Source organism: Duganella sp. HH101, assembly GCF_001758795.1.
GTDB classification, from domain to species: Bacteria; Pseudomonadota; Gammaproteobacteria; order Burkholderiales; family Burkholderiaceae_D; genus Rugamonas; species Rugamonas rivuli.
Map to the genome: position 1 here is coordinate 1 of NZ_LRON01000021.1, position 17,908 is coordinate 17,908.

At 61.1% G+C, this 17,908-nt stretch carries 11 protein-coding genes and 2 rRNA genes; 9 read left to right on the plus strand and 4 right to left on the minus strand.

Annotated features, from left to right (window positions below; genetic code table 11):
• Window positions 1-190: 190 nt before the first annotated feature.
• The 4 genes from DUGA2_RS25590 to DUGA2_RS25605 all read left to right on the plus strand — a co-directional run bounded on the left by DUGA2_RS25590 (window position 191) and on the right by DUGA2_RS25605 (window position 6,155).
• Window positions 191-3,065: ribosomal RNA gene (locus tag DUGA2_RS25590) — 23S ribosomal RNA — on the plus strand.
• A 166-nt stretch (window positions 3,066-3,231) separates the two neighbouring features.
• Window positions 3,232-3,344: ribosomal RNA gene (gene rrf / locus DUGA2_RS25595) — 5S ribosomal RNA — on the plus strand.
• Window positions 3,345-3,504: 160 nt separating this feature from the next.
• Complete coding sequence (locus DUGA2_RS25600; protein WP_070272244.1) at window positions 3,505-4,926, plus strand: tetratricopeptide repeat protein; 1,422 nt, start codon at window positions 3,505-3,507, stop codon at window positions 4,924-4,926.
• Window positions 4,926-6,155 (plus strand): murein L,D-transpeptidase family protein, encoded by a 1,230-nt coding sequence (locus tag DUGA2_RS25605; RefSeq protein WP_070272245.1) that lies wholly within the window; start codon window positions 4,926-4,928, stop codon window positions 6,153-6,155. Before DUGA2_RS25600 ends, DUGA2_RS25605 begins: the two co-directional genes overlap by 1 nt.
• A gap of 106 nt (window positions 6,156-6,261) precedes the next feature.
• On the opposite strand, the gene DUGA2_RS25610 is transcribed toward DUGA2_RS25605, so the two are convergent.
• Window positions 6,262-6,807: an acyloxyacyl hydrolase gene (locus DUGA2_RS25610; RefSeq protein WP_070272246.1), complete on the minus strand. Its 546-nt coding sequence runs from the start codon at window positions 6,805-6,807 to the stop codon at window positions 6,262-6,264.
• Between the two features lie 117 nt (window positions 6,808-6,924).
• Here DUGA2_RS25610 and DUGA2_RS25615 point away from each other — a divergent pair, with 117 nt between their 5' ends.
• Window positions 6,925-7,821, plus strand: a complete 897-nt coding sequence (locus tag DUGA2_RS25615) for an NAD(P)-dependent oxidoreductase (RefSeq protein ID WP_071658982.1) — start codon at window positions 6,925-6,927, stop codon at window positions 7,819-7,821.
• Here the strand turns inward: DUGA2_RS25615 and DUGA2_RS25620 are convergent.
• Window positions 7,818-9,011 (minus strand): M20 aminoacylase family protein, encoded by a 1,194-nt coding sequence (locus DUGA2_RS25620; RefSeq protein ID WP_070272248.1) that lies wholly within the window; start codon window positions 9,009-9,011, stop codon window positions 7,818-7,820. The two genes, DUGA2_RS25615 and DUGA2_RS25620, sit on opposite strands and share 4 nt — an antisense overlap.
• Window positions 9,012-9,159: 148 nt before the next feature.
• Here DUGA2_RS25620 and DUGA2_RS25625 point away from each other — a divergent pair, with 148 nt between their 5' ends.
• The 4 genes from DUGA2_RS25625 (at window position 9,160) to DUGA2_RS25640 (ending at window position 15,930) form a co-directional block, all read left to right on the plus strand.
• Window positions 9,160-11,238: a molybdopterin-dependent oxidoreductase gene (locus DUGA2_RS25625; protein ID WP_070272249.1), complete on the plus strand. Its 2,079-nt coding sequence runs from the start codon at window positions 9,160-9,162 to the stop codon at window positions 11,236-11,238.
• A gap of 9 nt (window positions 11,239-11,247) precedes the next feature.
• Window positions 11,248-12,375, plus strand: coding sequence for an aminopeptidase (locus DUGA2_RS25630; protein WP_070272250.1), 1,128 nt, complete (start codon window positions 11,248-11,250; stop codon window positions 12,373-12,375).
• Between the two features lie 189 nt (window positions 12,376-12,564).
• Window positions 12,565-14,256, plus strand: a complete 1,692-nt coding sequence (locus DUGA2_RS25635) for a long-chain-fatty-acid--CoA ligase (protein WP_070272251.1) — start codon at window positions 12,565-12,567, stop codon at window positions 14,254-14,256.
• 3 nt (window positions 14,257-14,259) lie between these two features.
• The gene (locus DUGA2_RS25640; RefSeq protein WP_070272252.1) at window positions 14,260-15,930 is read left to right on the plus strand and encodes a long-chain fatty acid--CoA ligase; all 1,671 of its coding nucleotides are present in this window, start codon (window positions 14,260-14,262) and stop codon (window positions 15,928-15,930) included.
• Window positions 15,931-15,974: 44 nt separating this feature from the next.
• Here the strand turns inward: DUGA2_RS25640 and DUGA2_RS25645 are convergent, their stop codons facing one another.
• A complete protein-coding gene (locus DUGA2_RS25645; RefSeq protein WP_070272253.1) occupies window positions 15,975-16,274 on the minus strand; it encodes a hypothetical protein in 300 nt (99 codons plus the stop codon).
• Window positions 16,275-16,328: 54 nt separating this feature from the next.
• Window positions 16,329-17,903, minus strand: a complete 1,575-nt coding sequence (locus tag DUGA2_RS25650; RefSeq protein ID WP_070272254.1) for an alkaline phosphatase — start codon at window positions 17,901-17,903, stop codon at window positions 16,329-16,331.
• Window positions 17,904-17,908: the final 5 nt, after the last annotated feature.

Sequence of the window (17,908 nt, forward strand, 5' to 3'; positions counted from 1 at the left end):
TTTGATCTTTTAGAGATCAAGTGCTGTACGTTCTTTAACAATCTGGAAGAAGTAAGTAAATTTTTATTGATCGTTTTACGGTAAAACGTAAGACGATGGGTAATGATTGTATGTATCAACAAACGCAACAACGTAGTACTTCTTATTCCTATAAACGCTCCTTGTTTAGTCGCAGGGGCTAACGTTATAGGGACAAGTGAATAAGTGCACATGGTGGATGCCTTGGCGATTACAGGCGATGAAGGACGTAGTAGCTTGCGATAAGCTGCGGGGAGCTAGCAAACAAGCTTTGATCCGCAGATTTCCGAATGGGGAAACCCGGCCTTTTAGGTCATTGCATACTGAATACATAGGTATGCAAAGCGAACGCGGCGAACTGAAACATCTAAGTAGCTGCAGGAAAAGAAATCAACCGAGATTCCCAAAGTAGTGGCGAGCGAAATGGGAAGAGCCTGCACGTTTTAGCATGACGCATAGAAGAATCCTCTGGAAATAGGAGCCATAGCGGGTGATAGCCCCGTATTCGAAATGCGATGTGTGGAACTAAGCGTGCGACAAGTAGGGCGGGACACGAGAAATCCTGTCTGAATATGGGGGGACCATCCTCCAAGGCTAAATACTCGTAATCGACCGATAGTGAACCAGTACCGTGAGGGAAAGGCGAAAAGAACCCCGGGAGGGGAGTGAAATAGATCCTGAAACCGTGTGCATACAAACAGTAGGAGCGGACTTGTTCCGTGACTGCGTACCTTTTGTATAATGGGTCAGCGACTTACATTCAGTGGCAAGGTTAACCAAATAGGGAAGCCGTAGAGAAATCGAGTCCGAATAGGGCGATAGTCGCTGGGTGTAGACCCGAAACCAAGTGATCTACTCATGGCCAGGATGAAGGTGCGGTAACACGCACTGGAGGTCCGAACCCACTAATGTTGAAAAATTAGGGGATGAGCTGTGGGTAGGGGTGAAAGGCTAAACAAACTTGGAAATAGCTGGTTCTCTCCGAAAACTATTTAGGTAGTGCCTCAAGTATCACCATCGGGGGTAGAGCACTGTTATGGCTAGGGGGTCATCGCGACTTACCAAACCATTGCAAACTCCGAATACCGATGAGTGCGAGCTTGGGAGACAGACGTCGGGTGCTAACGTCCGGCGTCAAGAGGGAAACAACCCAGACCGCCAGCTAAGGTCCCAAAGATTGGCTAAGTGGAAAACGAAGTGGGAAGGCTAAAACAGTCAGGATGTTGGCTTAGAAGCAGCCATCATTTAAAGAAAGCGTAATAGCTCACTGATCGAGTCGTCCTGCGCGGAAGATGTAACGGGGCTAAGCCAGTCACCGAAGCTGCGGATATCTAGCAATAGATATGGTAGGAGAGCGTTCTGTAAGCCTGCGAAGGTGTCTTGTAAAGGATGCTGGAGGTATCAGAAGTGCGAATGCTGACATGAGTAGCGATAATGGGGGTGAAAAGCCCCCACGCCGTAAGCCCAAGGTTTCCTGTTCAACGTTCATCGGAGCAGGGTGAGTCGGCCCCTAAGGCGAGGCAGAGATGCGTAGCTGATGGGAAGCAGGTTAATATTCCTGCACCGTCGTATGATGCGATGGGGGGACGGATCGCGGAAGGTTGTCTGACTGTTGGAATAGTCAGTTTCTGGTTCATAGAAGGCGCTTAGGCAAATCCGGGCGCGGAATTCAAGGGATCGGGACGAGGCACTTAGGTGCTGAAGCAATCGGAAGTGGTTCCAAGAAAAGCCTCTAAGCTTCAGTCATACGAGACCGTACCGCAAACCGACACAGGTGGGCGAGATGAGTATTCTAAGGCGCTTGAGAGAACTCGGGAGAAGGAACTCGGCAAATTGGTACCGTAACTTCGGGAAAAGGTACGCCCTTGTAGCTTGGCTGATTTACTTCAGTAGGGTGAACGGGTTGCAATAAACTGGTGGCTGCGACTGTTTAATAAAAACACAGCACTCTGCAAACACGAAAGTGGACGTATAGGGTGTGACGCCTGCCCGGTGCTGGAAGATTAAATGATGGGGTGCAAGCTCTTGATTGAAGTCCCAGTAAACGGCGGCCGTAACTATAACGGTCCTAAGGTAGCGAAATTCCTTGTCGGGTAAGTTCCGACCTGCACGAATGGCGTAACGATGGCCACACTGTCTCCTCCCGAGACTCAGCGAAGTTGAAGTGTTTGTGATGATGCAATCTACCCGCGGCTAGACGGAAAGACCCCATGAACCTTTACTGTAGCTTTGCATTGGACTTTGAATCAATCTGTGTAGGATAGGTGGGAGGCTTTGAAGCGGGGACGCCAGTTCTCGTGGAGCCATCCTTGAAATACCACCCTGGTTCATTTGAGGTTCTAACCTTGGCCCGTTATCCGGGTCGGGGACAGTGCATGGTAGGCAGTTTGACTGGGGCGGTCTCCTCCTAAAGTGTAACGGAGGAGTTCGAAGGTACGCTAGGTACGGTCGGACATCGTGCTAATAGTGCAATGGCATAAGCGTGCTTAACTGCGAGACTGACAAGTCGAGCAGGTACGAAAGTAGGACATAGTGATCCGGTGGTTCTGTATGGAAGGGCCATCGCTCAACGGATAAAAGGTACTCTGGGGATAACAGGCTGATTCCTCCCAAGAGTTCATATCGACGGGGGAGTTTGGCACCTCGATGTCGGCTCATCACATCCTGGGGCTGTAGCCGGTCCCAAGGGTATGGCTGTTCGCCATTTAAAGTGGTACGTGAGCTGGGTTTAAAACGTCGTGAGACAGTTTGGTCCCTATCTGCCGTGGGCGTTGGAAATTTGAAGGGGGCTGCTCCTAGTACGAGAGGACCGGAGTGGACAGACCTCTGGTGTACCGGTTGTCACGCCAGTGGCATTGCCGGGTAGCTAAGTCTGGAAGAGATAACCGCTGAAAGCATCTAAGCGGGAAACTTGCCTTAAGATGAGATTTCCCAGAGCCTTGAGCTCTTTGAAGGGTCGTTCGAGACCAGGACGTTGATAGGTCAGGTGTGGAAGTGCAGTAATGCATTAAGCTAACTGATACTAATTGCCCGTACGGCTTGTCCCTATAACCTTAGCAGGTTATGGTGAATAAGAAGTGCGTTGAAACGTTCGTTGATACAACAACTTCATTACCTAAAATATTTACTACATAAACGATATAAATCGTTTATAATACTTCCTCCAGATTCTTGGCGGCGCGGAAAAAGACGCGACGCCTGTACAAGTCAATGCCTGATGACCATAGCAAGTTGGTCCCACCCCTTCCCATCCCGAACAGGACCGTGAAACAACTCTGCGCCGATGATAGTGCTGCAACCAGTGTGAAAGTAGGTTATCGTCAGGCTAGTTATATGAAGAACCCCACCAAGTGATCTTGGTGGGGTTTTTCGCATTCTGGCGTGTTTTTTTTGTGGCGAAAAGAGGCATATAAGATACAAGCTAGATTTTGATCTGGGGAAACGAAAGGTGTACCATGTGTTCTTTCGCGCTTGCTTCAGACCTCAATGAAAAATAAGACAGCCCCAACCCCGCTGTACCGTGCCCTGGCGTCCGCCGGCATCGTGGCAACCATCCTTGCGATCATGCCCGCGCGGGCCGACGAGATGGCGGACGTCAGCAAACTGGCCAAGGCCGGCAAGGTTGTCGAGGCGCTGAACAAGACCAACGAATACCTGAGCAAACACCCTGCCGATCCGCAGATGCGCTTCATGAAAGGCGTGCTGCTGACCGAACAGAACAAATCGGACGAGGCGATCGCCGTTTTCACCAAGCTAACCGAGGACTACAAAGACCTGCCGGAGCCGTATAACAACCTGGCCGTGCTGTACGCGGCCAGCGGCCAGTACGACAAGGCGCGCGTCTCGCTGGAGAAGGCGATCCGCACCAATCCAAGCTATATGACGGCCTATGAGAACCTGGGCGACGTCTACGGCAAGATGGCCAGCCAGGCTTACGACAAGGCCCTGGCGCTGGGCGCGAACAATGCGCCGCCAGCCAAATCCAAGTTGACCTTGCTGCGCAACTTCTCGACCACGACCGGCGCCAAGTTTGCCGTGCCGGATAACGCCGTGCCGGTTGCTGCGCCAGCACCGCAATTGGCTCAGGCTGCGCCACCGCGTACCGCCGCCAATGCCGCGCCGCCGCTGATCTCGCAAATTCCTCCGGATACCGGCAAGTCGACCATGCTGCAACGCATACCGGCGCTGTCGGTCACGCCGCCGGCGCCGACGCCGGCACCGGCACCGGCCGTCAAAGTTGCTGCGGCACCGACGCCAGCGCCAGCGCCTGCAGCCAAGGTTGCCGCGACGCCGGCGCCAGTGCCGACGCCAACGCCTGCAGCGAAAGTTGCCGCTGCACCGGTACCGGTTCCAACGCCTGCGCCTGTGGCCGCCAAGCCTGTTGTACCGGCTCCTGTACCGGCGCCGGTCGTCGCCAAGGTTGAACAGCCCAAGCCTGCGCCTGCTCCGGCGCCTGCGAAAGCCGCACCGGTGGTCGTTGCCCAGGCAGAGCCTGCCAAGCCTGCCAAAGCGGAGGCCACTAAACCGGCCAAGCCTGAACCTGAAAAAGCCGCCAAGCCGGACACCACCGAACGCGACGCCGTGCTGGCCCAGGTCCACGGCTGGGCCAAGGCCTGGACCGCGCAGAACGTCGATTCCTACCTGGGCTACTACAGCCACGAATTCGAGCCGCCGAAAGGGCTGTCGCGCAAGGCGTGGGCCGATGAGCGCCGCGCCCGTATCGAAGGCAAGGGCCGCATCCGCGTCGAAGTGGGCGGACCGGAAGTGCTTGTGAACGGCAACACGGCCAAAGTGACATTCCGCCAGACCTATGAATCAGACCGTCTCACCGCAAAAAGCCGGAAGACGCTCGTGCTGGTCAAAAATGGTGGAAAATGGCAGATCAAGCAGGAGTCCTCGGGTAGCTGATGTCACACTTTAGATTTTCGAAACACTGGCGGGCAGGTGGTTTGCTGTGCGCGCTCCTTCTCGTCGGATTGGGGGGAGAGGCCAGCTATGCCGCAAAAAAGCCGTTACGGGCGCCAGTCGTCCGTAAAGCCAACCCGGAAGAGCAGCTCTCTGATATCTACAGGGAGCTGGCCCAGCACAACCTGCGTGTAGCCCAGCAAAAGGCCGATGCGCTGGTCGCGGCCTATCCCAATTTCCGCCTGGGCCACCTGGTCCGCGGCGATATCCTGTTGATGCACACCCGCGCCGTTACGGCGCTGGGCGACGCCGCGCCGCAAGGGGCGGAAGGCAAGCTGGCCGACCTGCGCCGCGAGGCCGCCGTGCGCATGCAGGCCGAGCCTGGCAGACCGTCGCCGGCCTTGCTGCCGCGCGCGCTGCTGCAGATGCGCAAGGACCAGAAGCACGCGCTGATCGTCGACGCCAAGCATTCGCGCCTGTACCTGTACGAGAACCGCAACGACCAGATCCGCCTGCTGTCCGACTTCTACGTCAGCCAGGGCAAGCTCGGCATCAACAAGCTGAAGGAAGGCGATATGCGCACGCCGGTCGGCGTGTACTACATCATCGGCCATCTGCCCGGCGTCAAGCTGCCCGACATGTACGGCAAGGGCGCGCTGCCGCTCGACTATCCGAACGACTGGGACAAGGTGCAGGGCCGCAGCGGCTCCGGCATCTGGGTGCACGGCACGCCGCCGGAAACCTTCAGCCGTCCGCCGCTGTCGACCGACGGCTGCGTGGTGGTCAGCAATGACGACCTGAACACGCTGACGCGCACGGTGGAGATCGGCAAGACGCCCATCCTGATCGGCGATCAGGTGGAGTTCGTCAGCAAGGAGCAGATGGAGCGTGATTTGCGCGTGGCCAGCTCGCTGGTGGAGACTTGGCGCCGCGATGTCGAGAATCGCGACGAGGCCGGTTTGCGCGCGCTGTATTCGCCGCGCTTCAAATCGGCGGCCGACGAGGATGTGAGTGCGTGGCTGGACAAGAACCGCTTCCTGCCCGGCGCTAAGAAGATCAGCGTCACCGTCACCGAGCCGAGCTACTTCCGCCAGCCTAGCCAGGAGGAAGTCATCGTCAGCAATTTCACGCAGCAGATCGTGGTCGGCAAATTCCGCCACGCCGTGCGCAAGAAGCAGTACTGGGCCAAGGAAGGCAAGAACTGGAAGATCGTCGCCGAGTCCAACGTCTAAAAAACAATGGGGTCAAGTCTGACATTCGGACACGAGCCCTACCGTAACGCTGGTTACGGTAGGGCTCGTGTCCGAATGTCAGACTTGACCCCAAATTGTTTTTGGATCAGAAGTGGTAAGCCGCTTTGATTTCCAGGAAGTTGACGCCGGTGTTAGGCTTCTTGTAGCCGCCGTTCGAGAAGTGCTGGATCTTGCCGGCGATTTCCCAGTTGTTGTTGAACACGTAGCCGATGCCGATGTGGTCGCCGAACTGGAAGTGGGTCGACAGACGATAGGTGTCGTTGTCGTACAGCTTGGACAGGTAGTGCACGCCGATGCCGCCTTCGTAGTACAAGCCCTTCTTGTTGTCGTTCTCAAAGCGGAACACCGGGGTGAAGCCCACGTCCCACAGGCTCGCGGACTTGCCCGAAATATTCTGGTACTGGCTCTGATTCCAGAAACCGGCGCTGGCTTCCCAGTAGCCGCTCAGGTGGGTGCCGTTCGATTGGAACCAGCGCGCGCTCCAATCCTTGGCGGCGCTGAAACGCACCATTTGCACTTTGGCGGCATTGCCGTAGTCGATCGCTACCGAGTCGACCAGCTTGTCGTCGGCATATGCACCCTGCACCGCTACCAGTGCGGCCATAGCCACAATCATTTTTTTCGCGAACATAGTATCCTTGCTAATGTTAATGCTGTATCCCAGTTGTATACGGCTGCCCAGATTGTACCGGGGTTCTTGGAATTTTTCCGGGAAGGGCTGCTATTTTGACTATCTCAGGAGTTGTAATTGTCTACGCGAATCGCCTTTCTCGGTATTGGCTTGATGGGAGACCCGATGGTGCGCCGCCTGCTGGCGGCCGGCCATGCCGTGACGGTATGGAACCGCACCTATGCCAAGGCCGCCGCGCTGGCCGATGCCGGCGCACGCGCCGCCGCTGAACTGGCCGAGGCGGTGCGCGACGCCGACATCGTCATCTCGATGCTGGAGGCCGGCCCTATCGTCGGCGTCGTGATGCAGGACGCCTTGCCGGCGCTGGCGCCGCGCGCGCTGTGGGTGGACATGAGCTCGACCCGCCAATCGGAAGCACAGGAATTCCACGCGCTGCTGACGGCGCAAGGCCGGCGTTTTGTCGATGCGCCGGTGTCGGGCGGCGTCGGCGGCGCGGCGGCGGGCACGCTGGCCATCATGGCGGGCGGCAGCGCGGAAGATTTCGCCGAGCTGCAGCCGGTGCTGGCGGCCATGGGCCGGCCGACGCTGGTGGGCCCGGCCGGCAGCGGCCAAGTGGCTAAGCTGTGCAACCAGCTGATCGTCGGCGCCACCATCAACATCGTGGCCGAAGCCCTGCTGCTGGCGCAGGCGGCCGGCGCCGATCCGGCGGCGATGCGCGCGGCCATACGCGGCGGCTTCGCCGAAAGCAAAATTCTCGACGTGCACGGCCAGCGCATGCTGGAGCGGAATTTCGTCGCCGGTGGACAGGTGAAGACGCAGCTGAAGGATCAGCGCAATATCCTGGCGGCGGCGGAAGCGGCGGGCATTTCCTTGCCTGTGACGCAGCTGGTCACGGAGCGCTACCAGGCGCTGGCGGAAACCATCCCGCAGGCCGACCATTCGGCGGCCCTGCTGGGACTGGAGGCATTGAACCCGGGCCAGCGCGTCGGCACCGCCCCGGACCGGCTGGCTTAAGCAGCCGGCAGCGCCTGCTCGGCCAGGCGCACCCAGAAGCTGGCGCCGATAGGCAGCAGGTTGTCGTTGAAGTCGTAGCTGCCGTTGTGCAGCACGCACGGGCCGAGGCCGTGGCCGCCGTCGCGGTGCTCACCCTCGCCGTTGCCGATGAAGACGTAGCAGCCCGGCTTGGCCTGCAGGAAGAACGCGAAGTCTTCCGCGCCCATGGTCGGCTCGACGTTGTCGTCGACATGGTCCGCACCCACCACCGACTTCATCACCTCCACCGCGAACCTGGTTTCGGCCGCATGGTTGACCAGCGGCGGATAGTTGCGGCGGAACTTGAACTCCACCTCGGCGCCGAAGGCGGCGGCCGTGTGTTTGGCGATTTCCTCCATGCGCTGTTCGATCATGTCCAGCACCGGCTGCGTGAAGGTGCGCACCGTGCCGACCAGTTCGGCCTCGTCGGGTATCACGTTGGTGGCGCTGCCCGCATGGATCTGCGTGATCGACAGCACGGCCGTATCCAGCGGGCTCTTCTGGCGGCTGATGATGGTCTGCCAGCTCTGCGCGATCTGCACCGCCACCATCACCGGGTCGATGCCCTTGTGCGGCTGGGCCGCGTGCGCGCCCTTGCCTTTGACGGTGACGTAGAACTCGTTACTGGACGCCATCATCGGCCCTTCGACCACGCTCATCGTGCCGGTCGGCGCGCCCGGCCAGTTGTGCATGCCGTAGATCGCGTCCATCGGGCATTGCTCGAACAGGCCATCCTCGATCATGCGGCGCGCACCGGCGCCGCCTTCCTCGGCCGGCTGGAAAATGAGGTAAACCGTTCCGTCGAAATTGCGGTGCGCGGCCAGATGCTTGGCCGCGCCCAGCAGCATGGCGGTGTGGCCGTCGTGGCCGCAGGCGTGCATCTTGCCGGGATGGCGCGAGGCGTGGGCGAAGGTGTTCACTTCCTGCATCGGCAGCGCATCCATGTCGGCGCGCAGGCCGATGGCGCGCTTGGAATGGCCGCTCTTGAGGATGCCGACCACGCCGGTCAGGCCCAGGCCGCGTATCACGGGGATGCCCCATTCGGCCAGCTTGTCGGCGACGACTTCGGAGGTGCGTTTTTCTTCGTAGCACAGCTCGGGATGGGCGTGCAGGTCACGCCGGATTTGCTGTATTTCAGATTGAAATGCAATGATGGGATCTACTAGTTTCATCTGCTTCTCCAATATCGGGTTCGCTTGCCTTTTGGGCATCGAGATCAGCCATTGTAGCCCTTGTCGTGCAAACAAATCCAGCGCCGGCGGAATCGTCGCCTTATCGATTACCATACTGCTTTGCATCCACGTTTTTTAGGCGTTTGACATGACAACCACACAAGTCCGCGCGACCTGCCCGCATGACTGCCCCGACACCTGCGCACTGCTGGTGACGGTGGAGGATGGCGTAGCCACCGCCGTCAAGGGCGACCCCGACCATCCGACCACCGCCGGCGTGCTGTGCACCAAGGTGGCGCGCTACACCGAGCGCACCTACCACGAGGACCGCCTGCTGCATCCGCTGCGCCGCGTCGGCAAGAAGGGCGAGGGCAAGTTCGAGCGCATCAGCTGGGACGAGGCGCTGGACACCATCGCAGGCAAGCTCAAAGCCATTGCCGCGCGCTTGCCGGAAGCAATCCTGCCGTACAGCTACTGCGGCACGATGGGGCTGGTGCAGGGCGAGTCGATGTCGTCGCGCTTCTTCAACCAGATCGGCGCTTCGCTGCTGGACCGCACCATCTGCGCGACGGCCGGCTTCACCGGCTACAAGTACACGATAGGCGGCTCGATCGGCATCGACATGGAGCAGTTCCAGAACGCCAAGCTGATCATCATCTGGGGCGGCAATCCGATTGCCTCCAACCTGCATTTCTGGACCCGCGCGCAGGAAGCCAAGCGCAACGGCGCCAAGCTGATCGCCATCGATCCCTACCGCTCGCTGACGGCGGAGAAGTGCCACCAGCACATCGCGCTGCTGCCGGGCACCGACGCCGCGCTGGCGCTGGGCCTGATGCATGTGCTGATCGCCGAAGACTTGCTGGACCACGACTACATCGCGCAGTACACGCTGGGCTTCGAGCAACTGAAGCAGCGCGCGGCCGAGTGGACGCCGGAGCGCACCGCCGAGACCTGCGGCATCGGCGTGGCCGAAGTGGTCGAGCTGGCGCGCCTGTACGGCTCGATGGCGCGCGCCGGCGAGCCGGTGGCGATCCGCACCAACTACGGTGTGCAGCGCGTGCGCGGCGGCGGCATGTCGGTGCGTAACATGGCTTGCCTGCCGGCGCTGGTGGGGGCCTGGCGCCATCCGGCCGGCGGCATCCAGCTGTCGTCCGGCGGCTCCTTCCCGACCAACAAGGCGGCGCTGCAGCGGCCCGACCTGCTGAAGAACCAGCCGCGCACCATCAACATGACCACCATCGGCGACGACCTGCTGCGCTCCGCGTCGCCGGAGTTCGGGCCGGAGATCGAGGCGGTCATCGTCTACAACGCCAACCCGCTGGCGATCGCGCCGGATTCGGCCAAGGTGATGGCCGGCTTCGCGCGCGAGGATTTGTTCACCGTAGTGCTGGAACACTTCCAGACCGACACCGTGGACTATGCCGACATCGTGCTGCCGGCCACCACGCAGCTGGAGCACGTCGACGCGCATACGTCCTACGGCCACCTGTACATGATGGCCAACAACGCCGCCATCGCACCCATGGGCGAGGCCAAGGCCAACACCGAGATCTTCCGCCTGCTGGCCGCGCGCATGGGCTTCGACGATCCGTGCTTCCAGGACAGCGACGACCAGCTGGCGGCCATGGCCTTCAACGCGCAGGACGTCCGCGCCGTCAACTTCGACTGGGAATCGCTGAAGCAGAAGGGCTGGCAGAAGCTCAATGTGCCGGATGCGCCGTTCGCGCAGGGCGGCTTCCCCACGCCGTCCGGCAAGTGCGAGTTTTATTCCGCCGCGATGGAGGCCGACGGCCTCGATCCGCTGCCCACCTATCTGCCGCCGTACGAATCGGTGGCCAGTAATCCGGAACTGGCTAAACGGTTTCCGCTGGCGATGATTTCCCCGCCGGCGCGCAACTTCCTCAACTCCAGCTTCGTCAACGTGAAAAGCCTGCGTTCGGCCGAGGGCGAGCCGCACCTCGACATCCATCCGGACGACGGCGCGGAGCGCGGCATCGTCGACGGCGACATGGTGCGCATCTTCAATGACCGCGGCAGTTTCGTCGCCAAGGCGCGGGTCACGGACAAGGCGCGGGCGGGCCTCGTTGTAGGCTTGTCAGTATGGTGGAAAAAGCTAGGCAGGGATGGCAAGAACGCCAATGAGGTAACAAGCCAACAGTTGACTGATATGGGCCGCGCACCAACTTTTTACGATACACTGGTACAAGTCGAAAGAGTCGCTGCTTGAAGGTAATGTATGCGCAACCTAGCCCGCCGAATCGTCCGTGCCCGATACTGGTTGGCGGCGGGCTGCGCGGCACTTCTGCTGGCTGGTTGCGCTCAGCTCAAGTACTACATGCAGGCCGCCCAGGGCCAGTATGCGCTGTGGTCGGACGCCCGTCCGATTGAAGACTGGCTGGGCGATCCCAGCACCGATCCCCAACTGAAGGCCCGCCTGGAAAAAGCGTTGTTAATACGCCGCTTCGCCGTCAAGGAACTGGGCCTGCCCGACAACGCCAGCTACAAGAACTATGCCGCGCTGACGCGCCCCTTCGTGCTGTGGAATGTGGTGGCGACGCCGGAGCTGTCGCTGCGGCCCATCCAGTGGTGCTTCCCGATCGCCGGCTGCGTCAGCTATCGCGGCTACTACAGCAAGGAAGACGCGATGGCCTACGCCGACGAGCTGCGCAAGGAGCGCAACGATGTGCAGGTGGGCGGCGTGCCGGCCTACTCCACGCTGGGCTGGTTCAGCGATCCGCTGCTGTCGACCTTCATCAACTATTCCGATGCCGAGCTGGCGCGCATGGTGTTCCACGAACTGGCGCACCAGGTGGTGTACGTGCAGGGCGATACCCAGTTCAACGAAGGCTTCGCGACGGCGGTGGAGGAGGCCGGCGTGGCGCGCTGGCTGGAGCTGTACGGCACCGATCCGATGCGCGAAGCCTACACCCGCTACAACGCGCGCCGCCAGGATTTCCTCGAACTGCTGGTGAGCCACCGCAAGATGCTGGCCGACACCTACGCCGGCAAGACCAGCACCCGCCACAAGCGGGCCGAGAAGGCGCGCATCTTCGCCCACCTGAAAACCGAGTACCAGAAGCTCAAGGACAGCTGGGGCGGCTACGCCGGCTACGACCGCTGGTTTGCCGAGCCGCTGACCAACGCCCACCTCAGCGCTGTGGGAACTTACCACGATTATTTGCCTGCCTTCCGTTCCTTGCTGAAGCAGGAACGAACGTTCGTGCGATTTTATGGTGCAGTGCAAAATTTAGCTTCTCTTGATCTAGTTCAACGTCAGCAGCAGCTACAGCAACTGGGCCGCCCCGTAATGCTCAATGCAGAGACCAGCAAGCAGGCGGACACGCCGCCGGAAGGCCCGCATTGATGTTGCGACGCAACATAAAAAGCCGTTAGAAGGCGCCTTCAAATATGGTTAAATGCGCTTGCGTCTGAGCTTGCTGCCCGATAGCATCGTCATAAGTAGGCTCCGGAAGTTCGCATAGACGAATCACCGACCCTGAACCGGCACTGTGCGCCGGACCTTACAACGATAATTCGAGACACGAGGCACAGGATGGAAAAAATCTGGTTGAAGTCATACCCGCCCGGCATGCTGACGGAGATAGACACGGGGCAGTACAGCTCCCTGGTGCAGCTGCTGGAAGAATCCTTCCACAAGTTCGCAGACCGCAACGCCTACGTCTGCATGGACAAATTCCTCACCTATGCCGAAGTCGACGCGTATTCCAAGCGCCTGGGCGCCTGGCTGCAAAGCCGCGGGATGAAGAAGGGTGCGCGGGTCGCCGTCATGATGCCTAACGTGCTGCAGTATCCGATCGCGATCGCCGCCATCCTGCGCGCCGGCTACACGGTGGTCAACATCAACCCGCTGTACACGCCGCGCGAACTGGAGCACCAGCTCAACGATTCGGGCAGCGAAGCCATCCTGATTCTGGAAAATTTTGCGACCACGCTGGAACAGGTGCTGGGCCGCACGCAGGTCAAGCACATCGTGGTGGCCAGCATGGGCGAGATGCTCGGCGGCGTCAAAGGCGCGCTGGTCAACTTCGTGGTGCGCAACGTCAAGAAGATGGTGCCGCCATTCTCGCTGCCGAACGCGGTGCGCTTCAAGGATGCGCTGTCGCAGGGCGGCCGCATGAAGCTGACGCCGGTGTCGCTGCAGCCTTCCGATGCGGCCTTCCTGCAGTACACGGGCGGCACCACCGGCGTCTCCAAGGGCGCCACGCTGACGCACCGCAACCTGGTGGCCAACCTGTTGCAGAACGAGGCCTGGTCCAAGCCGGCGCTGGGCAATGTGGCCGAGCAGATCACCATCGTCTGCGCGCTGCCGCTGTACCACATCTTTGCGCTGACCTGCTGCGCGATGTGGGGCACGCGGGTGGGCGCGCTGAACATCCTGATCCCGAATCCGCGCGACATCGGCGGCTTCATCAAGGAGCTGAGCAAGTACAAGTTCAACATGCTGCCGGCGGTGAACACGCTGTACAACGCGCTGTTGAACCATCCGTCGTTCGGCAACCTGGACTTCTCGGGACTGAAGATCTGCAACGGCGGCGGCATGGCGGTACAGCAAGCCGTCAACGATAAATGGCTGAAGGTGACTGGCGTATCCATCATCGAAGGCTATGGCCTGTCCGAAACGTCGCCGGTGGCTACCTGCAACCGCGCCGACAGCCAGGCCTTCACCGGCACCATCGGCTTGCCGGTGCCGTCGACCGACATCGCTATCCTCGATGACGACGGCAATGAAGTGGCGCTGGGCCAGCCGGGCGAGATCGCGATCCGCGGCCCGCAGGTGATGGCCGGCTACTGGAACCGTCCGGACGAAACCGCCAAGGTCATGACGGCCGACGGCTATTTCAAATCCGGCGACGTCGGTGTGATGGACGAGAACGGCTTCGTCAAGATCGTCGACCGCAAGAAGGACATGATCCTGGTGTCCGGCTTCAACGTCTATCCGAACGAACTGGAAGGCGTGATCGCGCTCCACCCAGGCGTGCTGGAGTGCGCCTGCATCGGCGTGCCGGACGAGCACTCGGGCGAGGCGGTCAAGGTGTTCGTGGTGCGCAAGGATCCGAACCTGACGGTCGAGCAGTTGATGGCCTACTGCAAAGAACAATTTACCGGCTATAAAAAGCCAAAATATATCGAGTTCCGCGAGGAGCTGCCCAAAACCAACGTCGGGAAAATCCTGCGGCGCATGCTGCGCGATGAACCTCCCGGCCAGAACAAGAAAGCTGCATAAGACATGGAAAAGATTTGGCTGAAGTCCTACCCCGAAGGCGTGCCCGCCGAGATCGACAGCACGCAGTACCGCTCGGTGACGCACCTGCTGGAAGAGTCGTTCCGCAAGTATGCCGACCGCAACGCCTACGTGTGCATGGACAAGTTCCTGACCTACGGCGAGCTCGACAAGCTGTCGCTGCAAATGGGCGCCTGGCTGCAAAGCAAGGGCCTGAAGCCGGGCGCGCGCGTGGCCATCATGCTGCCCAACGTGCTGCAATATCCGGTGGCGATGGCGGCCATCCTGCGCGCAGGCTACACGGTGGTCAACGTCAATCCGCTGTACACGCCGCGCGAGTTGCAGCACCAGCTGGTGGACTCCGGTTCGGAAGCGATCATCGTGCTGGAAAACTTCGCCACCACGGTAGAGCAGGTGCTGGCGCACACCCAGGTCAAGCACGTGATCGTCGCCACCATGGGCGACATGCTGGGCACGCTGAAGGGCACGCTGGTCAACTTCGTGGTCCGCAAGGTCAAGAAGATGGTGCCGCCGTTCTCGCTGCCGACCGCCGTGTCGTTCAAGCAGGTGCTGGCCGAGGGTTCGCGCCTGGCGCTCAATCCGGTCAAGCAGGGCCACGACGATATCGCCTTCCTGCAATACACCGGCGGCACCACGGGCGTGTCCAAGGGCGCCGTGCTGCTGCACCGTAACATCATCGCCAACGTGCTGCAGAACGAAGCCTGGCTGCAGTTCAAGCCGCAGGCCGAGCAGCTGGTGTTCGTGTGCGCGCTGCCGCTGTACCACATCTATTCGCTGACCATCAGCGCCTTCATGGGCATGCGCATGGGCGGCATGAATTTGCTGGTGCCGAATCCGCGCGACATCCCGGGCTTCGTCAAGGAGCTGGGCAAGTACCGCGTGGCCGTGTTCCCTGCGGTGAACACGCTGTACAACGCGCTGCTCAACAACGCCGAATTCGCCAAGCTGGACTTCTCGTCCTACTCGGTGTGCAACGGCGGCGGCATGGCCGTGCAACAGGCCGTGGCCGACCGCTGGCTCAAGCTGACCGGCACGCCGATCATCGAAGGCTACGGCATGTCGGAAACCTCGCCGGTGGCCACCGCCAACCGTGTGGACATCAAGGAATTTACCGGCACCATCGGCTTGCCGATTCCGTCGACCGACGTCTGCATCCTGGACGACGACGGCAACGTGCTGCCGCTGGGCCAGACCGGCGAGATCGCGATCCGCGGCCCGCAGGTCATGGCAGGCTACTGGAACCGTCCGGAAGAGACCGCCAAGTCGATGACGGCCGACGGCTTCTTCAAGACCGGCGACGTCGGCATCATGAACGAGCAGGGCTTCACCCGCATCGTCGACCGCAAGAAGGACATGATCATCGTGTCCGGCTTCAACGTGTACCCGAACGAAGTGGAAGGCGTGGTGGCGTCGCATCCGGGCGTGCTGGAAGTGGCGTGCATCGGCGTGCCGGACAAGAACTCGGGCGAGGCCGTCAAGCTGTTCGTGGTGCGCAAGGATCCGAACCTGACCGCCGAGCAGCTGCTGGACTTCTGCAAGCACGAGCTGACCGCTTACAAAAAGCCGAAGTACATCGAGTTCCGTGACGAGCTGCCGAAGACCAATGTCGGCAAGATCCTGCGCCGTCAGCTGCGCGACGAAAAAGTCGCAGCGTAAGCAAGAAAAAAAATCGCCTGCTGAGACAGGCGATTTTTTTTATCCTAGTGGTGGTGTTCGAAACGCGGCCCTTTCTTGATGCAAGCGAGCCGCTTGTCCTTCATGGCGGCGGCCAGTCGCTGGCGCACCTCATGATCGTGATCGATGTAGCCTTCGACATTGGCCTTGCGGGCACATGCGGCCCAGTGCTGGTCGTCGACATCCTGCAGCCTCTCAAACTCGGCCAGTGACAGCACGACCACGGGATCGCGGTCGGCCTGTTCCACAACTATCGTCTGTGTCAGAGCGCGGTGCAAATAGCTATCGAGCTCCTGAGCTATTTCACTCTCAGTGACTTTCAACATGTAGCGCCTCCATACGTTGATGGTCTAGCCAGTATAGGCGGTGTCTGCCCCAATTCAAGCGCGGACCAGGCCGGGCCGGCCGCCGCGCACCAGGAAGCTGGCGGCGGTGCCGATGGGGCTGGCCGCATCGTTCACATCGTCCAATGCCAGGAACAGCACGGTGGTGTCGGCCGGCGTGATGTTGAGCAGCATGAAGCCGCGCTTGTCGCTGCGGCCGTACTTGATGCTGTGGTTCATGGCGACATACTGCTCGGTGCGTGCCTGCGGCCGCGACGGCGACGTCACCGAGGTGCCGACGAACTCCGTCGCGATGACCGGGTTGGCTGCTGAGCGCGCCCGCGTGGGAATGCGGTTCAGTTCGGCGGCGAAGAAGCTGTGCACGTCGCCGCCCAGTATCAGCGGATTGGCGGCCTTGCTGGCGTGCAGCGCGTCGAACAGGCGCTGGCGCGCGGCCGGATAACCGTCCCAGCCGTCGGTCCAGAAGCGGCCGTCGGATTCCTTGATGATGGGCACCTGGCTGTTCTGCGCCATCAGCGTCTGCTGGGCCAGGATGTTCCAGCGCGCCTGTGACGACGCCAGTCCCTGGTCCAGCCAGCGCTGCTGTTCTTCACCGAGCATGGTGCGGCTTGCATCGCCGAGCTCGGCACACTCGCGCCTGAGCACCGAGCTGGACCCGCCGCGCCCGGCCGGCGTGCAGGCGTGGCGCGAGCGGTACTGGCGGTCGTCGAGCACGTGGAAGCGCGCCAGACGGCCCCAGTCGTAGCGCTGGTACATGCGCAGCCGGGCGAAGTCGGCCGGCGGCAGGCGCAGCGGCATGTGTTCGTAGAAGGCCTGGTACGCGGCGGCGCGGCGCTCAGCGAAGCGCGGGTCCAGCCGCTCGTCGCGGTCGCCGCCGTAGTCGTTGGCGACCTCGTGGTCGTCCCACGTCACGATCCACGGCGCGGCCAGGTGGGCGGCTTGCAGATCGCGGTCGGTCTTGTACTGGGCGTAGCGGGCGCGGTAGTCGGCCAGCGTGAAGCTCTCAGCGGTCCGTAGCGCGGTTTGCGGATGCCTGAGCTGGTATGGCCCCCACTCGTAGATGTAATCGCCCAGGAAGGCCACCAGATCGGGCGCAGCGGCCGCGATGTGGCGGTGCGCGGCGTAGCTGCCGAACTCCCAGTGCTGGCAGGAGGCCACGGCCAGTTTCAGCTGGTCCGGCATGGCGTTGGCGGCGGGCGCGGTGCGCGTGCGGCCGACGGGACTGACGGCGTCGCCCAGCATGAAGCGGTACCAGTACCAGCGCGCCGGCGCCAGGCCGGTGACGTCGACGTGCACGCTGTGCGCCAACTCCGGCGTGGCGCTGGCCGCGCCCTTGGCGACGATGCGGCTGAAGCGCTCGTCCTCTGCCACTTCCCAGCGCACGCTGAACGCCAGCGGCGGCGTGGCTGCGGCGTTCAGGGGATCGTGCAGGATGCGGGTCCAGATGACGACGGCGTCCGGCAGCGGCGAGCCGGAGGCGACGCCGAGGCTGAACGGATAGGCGTTGCTGGCGCTGGAGGGCGCGGCGTGGATGCCGCCGGCGCCGCAGGAAGCGGCCAGCGCGGCGAGACGCCCGGCGGTATGGAGAAAGGCGCGGCGGGGCTGTTGCATGCCGC

What these genes read in the sequence shown, in the direction of transcription:
- DUGA2_RS25600 (WP_070272244.1), top strand. Translation starts at nt 3,505, where the DNA reads ATGAAAAATAAGACAGCCCCAACCCCGCTGTACCGTGCCCTGGCGTCC.
- DUGA2_RS25605 (WP_070272245.1), top strand. Translation starts at nt 4,926, where the DNA reads ATGTCACACTTTAGATTTTCGAAACACTGGCGGGCAGGTGGTTTGCTG.
- DUGA2_RS25610 (WP_070272246.1), bottom strand. Translation starts at nt 6,807, where the DNA reads ATGTTCGCGAAAAAAATGATTGTGGCTATGGCCGCACTGGTAGCGGTG.
- DUGA2_RS25620 (WP_070272248.1), bottom strand. Translation starts at nt 9,011, where the DNA reads ATGAAACTAGTAGATCCCATCATTGCATTTCAATCTGAAATACAGCAA.
- DUGA2_RS25625 (WP_070272249.1), top strand. Translation starts at nt 9,160, where the DNA reads ATGACAACCACACAAGTCCGCGCGACCTGCCCGCATGACTGCCCCGAC.
- DUGA2_RS25630 (WP_070272250.1), top strand. Translation starts at nt 11,248, where the DNA reads ATGCGCAACCTAGCCCGCCGAATCGTCCGTGCCCGATACTGGTTGGCG.
- DUGA2_RS25635 (WP_070272251.1), top strand. Translation starts at nt 12,565, where the DNA reads ATGGAAAAAATCTGGTTGAAGTCATACCCGCCCGGCATGCTGACGGAG.
- DUGA2_RS25640 (WP_070272252.1), top strand. Translation starts at nt 14,260, where the DNA reads ATGGAAAAGATTTGGCTGAAGTCCTACCCCGAAGGCGTGCCCGCCGAG.
- DUGA2_RS25645 (WP_070272253.1), bottom strand. Translation starts at nt 16,274, where the DNA reads ATGTTGAAAGTCACTGAGAGTGAAATAGCTCAGGAGCTCGATAGCTAT.
- DUGA2_RS25650 (WP_070272254.1), bottom strand. Translation starts at nt 17,903, where the DNA reads ATGCAACAGCCCCGCCGCGCCTTTCTCCATACCGCCGGGCGTCTCGCC.